12 protein-coding genes are annotated in these 10,651 nt (G+C 72.3%); 6 read left to right on the top strand and 6 right to left on the bottom strand.

Going from position 1 to position 10,651, the window contains the following annotated elements:
• The first annotated feature begins 121 nt into the window (after positions 1–121).
• Positions 122–1,111 (top strand): GTP 3',8-cyclase MoaA, encoded by a 990-nt coding sequence (moaA, locus tag V7793_RS11905; RefSeq protein ID WP_336005477.1) that lies wholly within the window; start codon positions 122–124, stop codon positions 1,109–1,111.
• A 56-nt stretch (positions 1,112–1,167) separates the two neighbouring features.
• On the opposite strand, the gene V7793_RS11910 is transcribed toward moaA, so the two are convergent.
• Together V7793_RS11910 and V7793_RS11915 are read right to left on the bottom strand one after the other, a co-directional pair.
• Positions 1,168–1,392, bottom strand: a complete 225-nt coding sequence (locus V7793_RS11910; RefSeq protein ID WP_168091294.1) for a hypothetical protein — start codon at positions 1,390–1,392, stop codon at positions 1,168–1,170.
• Positions 1,393–1,606: 214 nt separating this feature from the next.
• Positions 1,607–1,981, bottom strand: coding sequence for a DUF3099 domain-containing protein (locus V7793_RS11915; protein ID WP_336005500.1), 375 nt, complete (start codon positions 1,979–1,981; stop codon positions 1,607–1,609).
• A gap of 230 nt (positions 1,982–2,211) precedes the next feature.
• On the opposite strand from V7793_RS11915, the gene V7793_RS11920 reads away from it, so the two are divergent.
• Complete coding sequence (locus V7793_RS11920; protein WP_336005479.1) at positions 2,212–2,499, top strand: GlsB/YeaQ/YmgE family stress response membrane protein; 288 nt, start codon at positions 2,212–2,214, stop codon at positions 2,497–2,499.
• A 99-nt stretch (positions 2,500–2,598) separates the two neighbouring features.
• On the opposite strand, the gene tyrS is transcribed toward V7793_RS11920, so the two are convergent.
• The 3 genes from tyrS to V7793_RS11935 form a co-directional block, all read right to left on the bottom strand.
• A complete protein-coding gene (gene tyrS, locus V7793_RS11925; RefSeq protein WP_336005482.1) occupies positions 2,599–3,999 on the bottom strand; it encodes a tyrosine--tRNA ligase in 1,401 nt (466 codons plus the stop codon).
• A 173-nt stretch (positions 4,000–4,172) separates the two neighbouring features.
• Positions 4,173–5,564 carry a metallopeptidase TldD-related protein gene (locus tag V7793_RS11930; RefSeq protein WP_336005483.1) on the bottom strand — a complete coding sequence of 464 codons (1,392 nt, stop codon included), beginning with the start codon at positions 5,562–5,564 and terminating at the stop codon, positions 4,173–4,175.
• Positions 5,561–7,084, bottom strand: coding sequence for a TldD/PmbA family protein (locus V7793_RS11935; RefSeq protein WP_336005486.1), 1,524 nt, complete (start codon positions 7,082–7,084; stop codon positions 5,561–5,563). The genes V7793_RS11930 and V7793_RS11935 overlap by 4 nt, the downstream gene beginning before the upstream one ends.
• A 287-nt stretch (positions 7,085–7,371) precedes the next feature.
• Here V7793_RS11935 and fabG point away from each other — a divergent pair, with 287 nt between their 5' ends.
• The 3 genes from fabG to V7793_RS11950 all read left to right on the top strand — a co-directional run bounded on the left by fabG (position 7,372) and on the right by V7793_RS11950 (position 9,370).
• Positions 7,372–8,091, top strand: coding sequence for a 3-oxoacyl-[acyl-carrier-protein] reductase (gene fabG / locus V7793_RS11940; protein WP_168091299.1), 720 nt, complete (start codon positions 7,372–7,374; stop codon positions 8,089–8,091).
• Positions 8,092–8,096: 5 nt separating this feature from the next.
• Positions 8,097–8,867: an enoyl-ACP reductase FabI gene (gene fabI / locus V7793_RS11945; RefSeq protein WP_336005488.1), complete on the top strand. Its 771-nt coding sequence runs from the start codon at positions 8,097–8,099 to the stop codon at positions 8,865–8,867.
• Between the two features lie 155 nt (positions 8,868–9,022).
• Entirely contained in the window at positions 9,023–9,370 is a 348-nt protein-coding gene (locus V7793_RS11950) for a hypothetical protein (protein ID WP_336005490.1), read from the top strand.
• 4 nt (positions 9,371–9,374) lie between these two features.
• Here the strand turns inward: V7793_RS11950 and V7793_RS11955 are convergent, their stop codons facing one another.
• Positions 9,375–10,058, bottom strand: coding sequence for a FadR/GntR family transcriptional regulator (locus V7793_RS11955; RefSeq protein ID WP_336005492.1), 684 nt, complete (start codon positions 10,056–10,058; stop codon positions 9,375–9,377).
• A gap of 43 nt (positions 10,059–10,101) precedes the next feature.
• On the opposite strand from V7793_RS11955, the gene V7793_RS11960 reads away from it, so the two are divergent.
• Positions 10,102–10,651: MFS transporter (locus V7793_RS11960; protein ID WP_336005495.1), on the top strand; the 550-nt coding region annotated here is incomplete at its 3' end.

The following is a 10,651-nucleotide window of genomic DNA, read 5'->3' on the forward strand; positions in this document are numbered from 1 at the left end:
CGGGCCGGTGAGCCCGCTCGGCGCCCGGCCGGCCCGGTCCGGGAAGCCCCGCCGTCACCGCCCATCACGTACGCTGCGGACAGCGAACGAACGTTCAAGCCCAGTCCGCAGGAGGCGCAGCGTGCTCATCGACACCTACGGTCGCGTCGCCACCGACCTCCGTGTCTCCCTGACCGACCGCTGCAACCTGCGCTGCACCTACTGCATGCCCGAAGAGGGCCTCCAGTGGCTCGCCAAGCCGGACCTGCTCACCGACGACGAGATCGTCCGCCTGATCCGCATCGCCGTGACCTCCCTCGGCATCACCGAGGTCCGCTTCACCGGCGGTGAGCCCCTGCTGCGCCCCGGCCTCGTCTCCCTGGTCGAGCGCTGCGCCGCCCTGCGGCCGCGCCCGCGGATCTCCCTCACCACCAACGGCATCGGCCTCGCGCGCACCGCGACGGCCCTGGCCGACGCCGGCCTCGACAGGGTCAACGTCTCCCTCGACACCCTGCGCCCCGACGTCTTCCAGAAGCTGACCCGCCGCAAGCGCCACCAGGACGTCCTCGACGGCCTCGCCGCCGCCCGCGCCGCCGGGCTCGCCCCCGTCAAGATCAACGCCGTGCTGATGCCCGGCCTCAACGACGACGAGGCCCCCGACCTGCTGGCCTGGGCCCTCGGCCATGGCTACGAACTGCGCTTCATCGAGCAGATGCCGCTCGACGCCCAGCACGGCTGGCGCCGCGACGGCATGATCACCGCGGCGGACATCCTGGCGCGCCTGGCCACCCGCTTCGACCTCACCCCCGAAGGCGCAGGCGAGCGCGGCGCCGCCCCGGCCGAACGCTGGCTCGTCGACGGCGGGCCCGGCCGCGTCGGCGTCATCGCCTCCGTCACCCGGCCCTTCTGCGGCGCCTGCGACCGCACCCGCCTCACCGCCGACGGGCAGATCCGCAACTGCCTGTTCGCGCGAGAGGAGTCCGACCTGCGCGCGGCGCTGCGCTCCGGGGCCACGGACGAGGAGATAGCCGGGCGGTGGAAGCGGGCGATGCACGGGAAGAAGGCGGGGTCGGGCCTGGACGACCCGTCCTTCCTGCAGCCGCAGCGGCCCATGTCGGCGATCGGCGGCTGAGCCCCGCCGGAGCCTGCCGGCTCCCGCGGGATCCCGCGGGGGCCCGGCACCGCGTGCTACGCGTGCGGAGAGGCCTCCCACTCCGCCAGCGTCACCACGTCCTTGAGGAAGCCCCGCAGGCCGAGGAAGTTGGACAGGTGCTCGCGGTGCTCGTCGCACGCGAGCCACGTCTTGCGGCGGTCGGGCGTGTGCAGCTTGGGGTTGTTCCACGCCAGCACCCACACGGCGGGGGCGCGGCAGCCCTTGGCGGAACAGATCACGGCGTCATCGGGGGAATTCACACCCCTGACTCTACGAACCGCGTGCAGACACGGCGACGCCGGGCAGCCACGGGGGGAGCCGCCCGGCGTCGGTCTGTCGCTCCGACGGGGGATGCGGAGCGCTTAGGAAGTATGTCACGGGGTGCCCGGCGCGCGGCACTGAAACCACATGATTGATCTGAGGTTTTCTTGAGCTTTGCCGAGCGCGCCACGGCCGCCGTGCCCCCGCGGGGCATCAGCCGTGGTCACGCCCTTGATCGCCCTCGGGGCCACGGGCGGCTTCCGGGTCGGATTCCGCCCTCTGCTCGCCCGGAGCGGGCATCAGCACCGGCCGCGTCGGTGCCGGTATGAACGTACCGGGGAGTGAAGGGGCGTTCTCCCGGCCCGCGTTGGCGATCACCACCGCCACGTAGGGCAGCAGGGCACCCAGGATCAGCGTGCCCACTGCCACATAGCGCTCGACGTTCCACAGCACCACGGTGAGCACCACCGACAGGGTGCGGATCAGCATCGAGATGACGTAGCGGCGCTGGCGGCCGCGCACGTCCTCGGCCAGCCCCTGACGGGCGCCGGTGATCCTGAAGACCGCCGTACCGCCCTGCTTCCGCATCACGTTCCACCACCTGATCCGCCGTGCCCGCACGCCCTGAGGCGGGACACCCTCCACGTTACGCCGCGTGGCCGCCGGGTACGAGAGCGGGTCCCCCGTCGTCCCCGCTCCGACCTGCGGCTGCGTACTCCGCGGCCGCAGCGCGGCGGAGGGACGGCTCCGGCGTGCGCCGTACGGAGAGTGGCCCCAGAATGGCGGGGCACGGCACATCGCGCCGCTGAGGAGGCGACATGAGCTGGTTGTGGGCCATCATCGTCGGACTTGTCCTGGGCCTGATCGCCAAGGCGATCCTGCCGGGCAAACAGCAGATCCCCCTCTGGTTGACGATCGTCCTGGGCATGATCGGCAGCCTGCTCGGCAACTGGGCCGCCACCGGGCTCGGCATCAACGAGACCAAGGGCGTCGACTGGGGCCGGCACCTGCTGCAGCTGGCGGGCGCGGTCCTCGTGGTCGGCATCGGCGACCGGCTGTGGGTCGCAGTACGCGGCAACAAGAGCGGCGGGAGACACGCGGCGTAACGGGCGCGACAACGCCTCGGGGCGGCCCGCGCGCATTGCGCGCACGGACCGCCCCGGGCCTTCGGCAGCCTTCGGCTTCGGGCGGTGAGCCCTACCGCCCTACCGCAGCTCGGCGATCTTCCGGCCGGCCTTGAGGTAGACCCGCCCGGCCCCGGCGACCTTGGCCACCGTCTCCGTCACGACCTCGCCCAGCGGGCGGATCGCATCGGCCTCGGCCAGCACGACGGCCTCCTGGCCGCCGTCCGTCTCGACCACCAGGCGCAGGCCGTTCTGCTTGGCGACCCGGCGGGCCGCCGAGGCGGACGGCTGGAAGCCCAGGACCTGGCTGAGCACGGCCGTCGCCGGCGAGTCGCCGTGCTCCGAGAGCTCCACCACGGGCGTCTCCACGTCGGAGAAGCTCTTCTTCGAGAACTGCGCGACGAACCCGGCCCGGGCCGCCATCGCCGCCTCGATCCCGTACAGCGCGGCCACGACCTCGCCCGCGAGGATCTTCTTGAGGTCCATCGGGTGCAGCGAGCGCTCCTCGACCCGGGACAGCGCGAGGGCGATCTCCTCGTCCGTCCACTCGGTCCAGGCCTTCAGGTACGGCTCCATCAGCCGGTCCGGAACCGACATGATCTTGCCGAAGACGTCGTCGGCCGTGGCCGACAGGCCCACGTAGTTGCCCTTGGACTTGGACATCTTCGCGCCCGTGCCGTCCGTGCCCTCGATCAGCGGCATGGTGACGACGAGCTGCGGCTTCTGGCCCTTCAGCTCCATGAGCTTGCGGCCCATCTGCAGGTTCAGCAGCTGGTCGGCGCCGCCCAGCTCGACGTCGCAGTCCAGTGCGACCGAGTCCAGGCCCTGGGCGATCGGGTACAGCAGCTCCGACATCGTCAGCCCCGAGCCGGCCGCCAGCCGGTTGCGGAAGTCCTCGCGCTGCAGCAGCTGCGAGACCGGCACCTGCGAGAGCAGACCGAGCAGCTCCGGGAAGGTGTACGGGGCCAGCCAGGTGCTGTTCTGGACGAACGTGACCTTCTCGAAGTCGAAGAACGGGCGGACCTGCTCGCGGTAGCCCGCGAGGTTCTTCGCGATGTCCTCGTCGGTCAGGGGCGGGCGCTCGGCCGTGCGGCCCGTCGGGTCGCCGATCTTGGCCGTGAAGTCACCGATGAGGAGGGTGACGTCGTGGCCCATGCGCTGGAAGCGGCTGAGGATGATCATCGGCACGGCGTGGCCCAGGTGGACGTCGGCCGCCGTCGGGTCGATGCCCAGCTTGAGCTGCAGGCCCTTGCCCGCCGCGCGCCGCTCCTCGATGCGCTCGGCCAGCTTGTCCACGCCCGGCAGCACCTCGACGGTGCGGGCGGCGATCAGCTCGGCCTGCTCCTTCGCCGACAGATCCGTCAGATCGAGATAGCGCCGCGAGCCCGTCTCCTGGAGCAGCCGCTGGACGGTCTGGTCGGAGGAGAGGTCCTGCGCGAGGAGCTCACCGGCGCGGGCGACGGATTCGCCGAGGCGTGTCATGACATTCCTGGGGATCGGTGGGACGGATGAGAAACGGACGGAGAAGAAAGCGGAGAAGAAAAGGGACGCATACGGAAGACGTAGGCGAGCGGGGGACAGGTGGACGCGGACCAGTCTATTCGGCCCGGTGCCGCGTCCCGGCTGTCACACCCCCTGCTGTCACATGCCTGCTGTCACACGCCCCGGCTGACGGAGCTCATGTTGAAGTCCGGCACGCGCAGGGCGGGCATCGCGGCCCGGGTGAAGTAGTCGCCCCACTCGCGCGGCAGCGTCGGCTCGGTGCGGCCCGCCTCGGTGGCGCGCGAGAGCACCGACACCGGGGACTCGTTGAAGCGGAAGTTGTTGACCTCGCCGACGACCTCGCCGTTCTCCACGAGATAGACGCCGTCCCGGGTCAGCCCCGTCAGCAGCAGCGACGCAGGGTCCACCTCGCGGATGTACCACAGGCAGGTCAGCAGCAGGCCGCGCTCGGTGGCCGCGACCATCTCGTCGAGCGTGGCGGTGCCCCCGGCATCCAGGACGAGGTTGTCCACGAGCGGGGTGACCGGCAGGTCCGTGAGCCCGGCGCTGTGCCGCGTGGTGACCAGGTGCTCCAGCACGCCGTCGCGGATCCAGTCCGTCGGACCGAGCGGCAGGCCGTTGTCGAAGACCGACGCGTCGTCCCCCGAGGCGGTCGTCAGGACGAAGGGCGCGCACTCCAGGCCCGCGGCGCGCGGGTCGCTGCGCAGCGTCAGCGGCAGCGGGGACAGCTTCTCGCCGACCCGGGTGCCGCCGCCGGCCTTGGAGAAGACCGTCCGGCCCTCGGCGGCGTCACGGGCGGCCGCCGACCACATCTGGTAGACGAGCAGGTCGGCGACGGCGCTCGGCGGCAGCAGCGTCTCGTACCGTCCGGCCGGCAGGTCGATCTTCCGCTCGGCCCATGCGAGGCGCCGCGCCAGCTCGGCGTCCAGGGCCTGCGGGTCGACGTCGGTGAAGTCGCGCGTGGCCCGGCCCGCCCACGCGGAACGCGTGCCGTCCGGCGACTTGGCGTTGAGCTCCAGGGACCCCGTCGGCTGGTCGTGGCGCAGCCGCAGCCCGGTGGACGTGCCGAGGTAGTACGAGGAGACCTCGTGGAGCGCGAAGCCGTACAGCTCGCGGCCCTGCGCCCGGGCGCCGGCGAAGGACTCGCCGAGCGCGGGCGCGAAGCCGTCGAAGACCGCGGAGGAGGTCTCGGCGGGCGGGGCGGTGAAGTCGGGGGAGTGCGGCACGCCCGGCACCAGAGGCTGGGCGTCCTCCGCCGGCCCCGCCTCGCGCGCGGCGGCCTCGGCGGCCCGCACCAGCGGCTCCAGCTCCGCGGCCGTGACGGCCGACCGCGAGACGACACCCGAGGCGGTGCCCTCGGCGCCGTCCACCGTGGCGATCACGGTGACGGTACGGCCGCGGGTGACGCCGTTGGTGGTGAGCGCGTTGCGCGCCCAGCGGAGGTTGGCGGTGGAGCGCTCGCCGGCGATGACCATGCAGCCGTCGGCGCGGGACAGCTCCAGGGCGCGCTCGACGATCTCGTGCGGCTGGTGACGAGGGCTCACTGACCCGCCTCCTCGGTGGTGTTCAAGATGTTGACGTTCTCGAAGAGGGCCGAGGGGCAGCCGTGCGAGACGGCCGCGACCTGCCCGGGCTGGGCCTTCCCGCAGTTGAACGCGCCGCCCAGGACGTACGTCTGCGGCCCGCCGACGGCCGTCATCGAGCCCCAGAAGTCCGTGGTCGTGGCCTGGTAGGCGACGTCCCGCACCTGGCCCGCCAGGCGGCCGTTCTCGATGCGGTAGAACCGCTGCCCGGTGAATTGGAAGTTGTACCGCTGCATATCGATCGACCATGAGCGGTCACCGACCACATAGATCCCGCGCTCGACGCCGGAGATCATCTCCTCGGTCGACGGTCCGCCGGGCGCCGGCTGCAGGGAGACGTTGGCCATCCGCTGGACCGGGACGTGGGAGGGGGAGTCGGCGAACGCGCAGCCGTTGGAGCGCTCGAAGCCCGTCAGCCTGGCGATGCGGCGGTCCAGCTGGTAGCCGACCAGGACGCCGTCCTTGACGAGGTCCCAGGACTGGGCCTCGACGCCCTCGTCGTCGTAGCCGGTGGTCGCGAGGCCGTGCTCGGCGGTCCGGTCGCCGGTGACGTTCATCAGCTCCGAGCCGTACTTCAGCGAGCCCAGCTGGTCGAACGTCGCGAAGGACGTGCCCGCGTACGCGGCCTCGTAGCCCAGCGCGCGGTCCAGCTCGGTGGCGTGGCCGATCGACTCGTGGATCGTCAGCCACAGGTTGGACGGGTCGACCACCAGGTCGTACGAGCCGGCCTCGACACTCGGGGCGCTCATCTTCTCGGCCAGCAGCGCGGGGATCTCCGCCAGCTCGGCGTCCCAGTCCCAGCCGGTGCCCGTCAGGTACTCCCAGCCGCGGCCGGCCGGGGGCGCGATGGTGCGCATCGCGTCGAAGCCACCGGTGGCGGGGTCGACGGCGACCGCCGTCAGCTGCGGGTGCAGCCGGACGCGCTGCTGGGTGGTGGTCGTGCCCGCCGAGTCGGCGTAGAACTTGTTCTCCTGGACGGTCAGCAGCGAGGCGTCCGCGTGCGCCACCCCGTCCGCCGCCAGCAGCCGCGCGCTCCAGTCCGCGAGCAGTTCGCCCTTCTCCGCGTCCGGCACGTCGAAGGGATTGATCTCGTAGGACGACACCCAGGTCCGGTCGGCGTGCACCGGCTCGTCCGCCAGCTCCACCCGCTCGTCCGAGCCGGCCGCCGCGATCACCTTCGCCGACAGCCGCGCCATCGCCACGGCCTGCCCGGCCACCCGCGCCGCCGCGTCCATCGTGAGCTCGACGCCCGCCGCGAAGCCCCAGCTCCCGCCGTGCACCACCCGCACCGCATACCCCAGGTCGGTGGTGTCCGAGGTGCCGGCCGGCCGGGCGTCCCTCAGCCGCCAGGAGGCGCTGCGCACCCGCTCCAGGCGGAAGTCCGCATGGTCGGCCCCCAGCGCGCGGGCGCGCGCGAGGGCCGCGTCGGCGAGTTGCCGCAGCGGCAGCGCGAGGAACGACTCGTCGATTTCATGTGGCACGGATGGCCTCCCCTAGGCATGCGATGTCTCCCGAGGACGCAGTGAATCACGCCCCGCCACCCATGGTCCCGGGCTTTTGCCCAGTTCAGGGGCGGATCGGGGAATGCCCCCCGCACGGGTCCGCACGGGCCTCACAGCCCCGCTTTCTGTAGGGACCCCACAGGGTCCGCCATGCGCTCCTGTTAGGGGCGGGCTGCACGTCAGAGGCCTCGGCCCGATAGTTTTCGTACGGTACAGACGACCAAAGGCAGCCAGCTGGCAGCTACACGTGAAGGAAGGGTGGTCCTTTGAGCCGCTCGGTTCTGGTCACCGGAGGAAACCGGGGCATCGGCCTCGCCATCGCCCGCGCCTTCGCGGAGGCGGGCGACAAGGTCGCCTTCACCTACCGCTCGGGAGAGCCGCCGGCCGCCCTCCTGGACCTGGGGTGCCTCCCCGTGAAGTGCGACATCACGGACCCCGAGCAGGTCGAGCAGGCCTACAAGGAGATCGAGGAGAAGCAGGGCGCGGTCGAGGTGCTGGTGGCCAACGCCGGCGTCACCCGCGACCAGCTGCTCCTGCGCATGTCCGAGGACGACTTCACCTCCGTCGTCGACACCAACCTCACCGGCACCTTCCGGGTCGTCAAGCGGGCCTCGAAGGGCATGCTGCGCGCCCGCAAGGGCCGCGTCGTGCTGATCTCCTCCGTGGTGGGCCTGCTGGGCTCCGCGGGCCAGGCCAACTACGCCGCCTCCAAGGCCGGCCTGGTGGGCTTCGCCCGCTCGATCGCCCGTGAGCTGGGCTCCCGGAACATCACCTGTAACGTCGTCGCCCCCGGCTTCGTCGACACCGACATGACCCGCGTGCTCAGCGACGAGCAGCGCGAGGGCATCACCAAGCAGGTTCCGCTCGCGCGCTACGCGCAGCCCGAGGAGATCGCCGCCTCGGTCCGCTTCCTCGCCTCCGACGAGGCCGCATACATCACTGGAGCCGTCATTCCCGTAGACGGCGGATTGGGCATGGGTCACTGAACGTCATGAGTGGAATCCTTGCAGGCAAGCGCATCCTGGTCACCGGCGTCCTCACCGAGTCGTCGATCGCCTTCCAGGCCGCCAAGGTCGCCCAGAACGAGGGCGCCGAGGTCATCCTGACCGGCTTCGGCCGCCTGTCCCTGGTCGAGCGGATCGCCAAGCGGCTCCCGAAGCCCGCGCCGGTCATCGAGCTGGACGTCAGCAACCAGGAGCACCTCGACGGCCTGGCGGACAAGGTGCGCGAGCACCTCGGCGAGGGCGTGGCCCTCGACGGCATCGTGCACTCCATCGCCTTCGGCCCGCAGGGCGCCTTCACCTTCCTCGACGCCACCTGGGAGGACGTCTCCACGGCCGTCCAGGTCTCGGCGTACTCCTACAAGTCGCTGGCCATGGCCCTGCTCCCGCTGATGCGCGAGGGCGGCTCGATCGTCGGTATGACCTTCGACGCGCAGATCGCCTGGCCGAAGTACGACTGGATGGGCGTGGCCAAGGCCGCCCTCGAGGGCACCAACCGCTACCTCGCCCGCGACTTCGGCCCCAAGGGCATCCGCTGCAACCTGATCTCCGCCGGTCCGCTCAAGTCGATGGCCGCCAAGTCCATCCCGGGCTTCGAGGAGCTCGCGGACGTGTGGAACCACCGCGCCCCCATCGGCTGGGACCTGGCCGACCCGGAGCCGGCCGGCCGCGGCGTCGTCGGTCTGCTGTCGGACTTCTTCCCCCGCACCACGGGCGAGATCGTGCACGTCGACGGCGGCGTGCACATGATGGGCGCCTGAGCGCTCCGCCAGCCCGGGGCGGCCCCATGATGGACGCCCCCACCCCGAAGCGCACGCCCGGTGCCCGTTCCGCTACGCCGGAACGGGCACCGGGCTTTTCCGGCTCGTGCGCCGGAGCCCGCCCCCGCACACTGAAGGCGGGAGGAGGTACGCGCATGAGCTTCCCGCTCCGCCGCACCGCGGCCGTGCTGTTCGCCGCCGCGGCCCTGGCCGGCTCGACGGCCCCGGTGTCCCCGGCGGCGGCCGCCGCTCCGGCCGCTCCGCCCGTCCCCCGGCACGCCGAGTGCCGCACGCGCGTCCACGGCTCCCACGCCACCGCCCACTGCTTCAACGGCAACGCCATCACCGACAGTGTCCAGCTGCACATCGAGTGCGTGCGCTGGTGGGACCCGGACATGGACACCGCGCAGGCCGTCGTCGGCCCGGCCGGGCACGTCGCCCTCAGTCAGCGCTGCTGGCTGGGCATACGCCACGCCTGGGTGACCCACCGGCCCGCCGCCTGAGCACTCAGCGGGCCACGCCCCGGCAGCCGAACGGCCCGAACGGATGTGCGCTCGCCTCCGCCCCCGCGGTCTCCTCGTCGCCGTCCGCGATGGCCGCGACCAGCCGCCCGTGGTCGGCGAGCTCTTCGGGCCGCATCGCGCTCCCCACGTACGCCCGCAGGAACTGGCGCATCACCCCGCCCAGGTCCGCGTACACCTCGGACATCACTTCGTTGTGCGCGGCGGAGACGACCGCGGTGTGCAGCGTGGCGTCCGCCTCCACGAACCGCTCGGCGTCGCCCGAGCGCCACGCCTCCTCGCGCCGCTCCAGCAGCGCGGCCAGCTGCACCAGGTCCTGCTCGGTGCGCCGGCGGGCCGCGAGCCGGGCGGCCGACGCCTCCAGGGCGCTGCGCAGCTCGGCCACGTCCATCGGGTCGGCGTCGGCGAAGCGGCGGTGCATCACGCCGGCCAGCTCGCTCGTGGCGATGACGTAGGTGCCGGACCCCTGCCGGATGTCCAGCAGGCCGTTGTGCGCGAGGGCGCGCACGGCCTCGCGCACGGTGTTGCGCGCGACGCCGAGCTGCTCGACGAGCTCCGGCTCGGTGGGGATGCGCGAGCCGACGGGCCACTCACCGGACGTGATCTGGCTGCGCAGCCCGGCGATGACCTGGTCGACGAGGCGGGAGCGCTTGGGCGAGTTCAGTGGCATCGACAGCCTCCATTCATCCCATGATTCTATCTATGATGACGTCATGGCATCTACGGCAGACGAAGACCTGAGAGCGGCCGGGTCCACCGCCGCAGTCGACCCCGCCGGCCCGCTGCAGGACCCCGCGCCGGCGGGGCAGGGCGCACGGGGTTCCGCCTGGGCGGCCCGGCTCCTGGTCGCAGGACTCGTCCTCGCCGCGCTCAACCTCCGCCCCGCCGTGACGAGCCTGGGCTCGTTGCTGAAGGAGGTCCGCGCGGACCTCGGCATGAGCGGCACCGTGGCGGGCCTGCTGACGTCCGTGCCCGCGTTCTGCTTCGCGGTCTTCGGCCTCGCCGCGCCCAGGCTGGCCCGCCGCTTCGGCCCCGCGGCCGTCGTCTGCGCGGGCATGGCGGTGATAGCCGCCGGCCTCGCCCTGCGGCCGTACGCGGGCGGCGTCTGCGGATTCCTCGCCCTGAGCGTGCTCGCGCTCGCGGGCATCGCCGTCAGCAACGTCCTGATGCCCCTGGCCGTCAGACGCTGGTTCCCCGACCGGGTCGGCCCGATGACCGGCCTGTACTCCATGGCCATCGCCGCGGGCGCCGCGGCCGCCGCCG

Source organism: Streptomyces sp. KLMMK, from assembly GCF_036961605.1.
GTDB lineage: Bacteria > Actinomycetota > Actinomycetes > Streptomycetales > Streptomycetaceae > Streptomyces > Streptomyces telluris.

What these genes read in the sequence shown, in the direction of transcription:
- V7793_RS11915 (WP_336005500.1), bottom strand. Translation starts at nt 1,981, where the DNA reads ATGCGGAAGCAGGGCGGTACGGCGGTCTTCAGGATCACCGGCGCCCGT.
- V7793_RS11920 (WP_336005479.1), top strand. Translation starts at nt 2,212, where the DNA reads ATGAGCTGGTTGTGGGCCATCATCGTCGGACTTGTCCTGGGCCTGATC.
- tyrS (WP_336005482.1), bottom strand. Translation starts at nt 3,999, where the DNA reads ATGACACGCCTCGGCGAATCCGTCGCCCGCGCCGGTGAGCTCCTCGCG.
- fabI (WP_336005488.1), top strand. Translation starts at nt 8,097, where the DNA reads ATGAGTGGAATCCTTGCAGGCAAGCGCATCCTGGTCACCGGCGTCCTC.
- V7793_RS11950 (WP_336005490.1), top strand. Translation starts at nt 9,023, where the DNA reads ATGAGCTTCCCGCTCCGCCGCACCGCGGCCGTGCTGTTCGCCGCCGCG.
- V7793_RS11955 (WP_336005492.1), bottom strand. Translation starts at nt 10,058, where the DNA reads ATGCCACTGAACTCGCCCAAGCGCTCCCGCCTCGTCGACCAGGTCATC.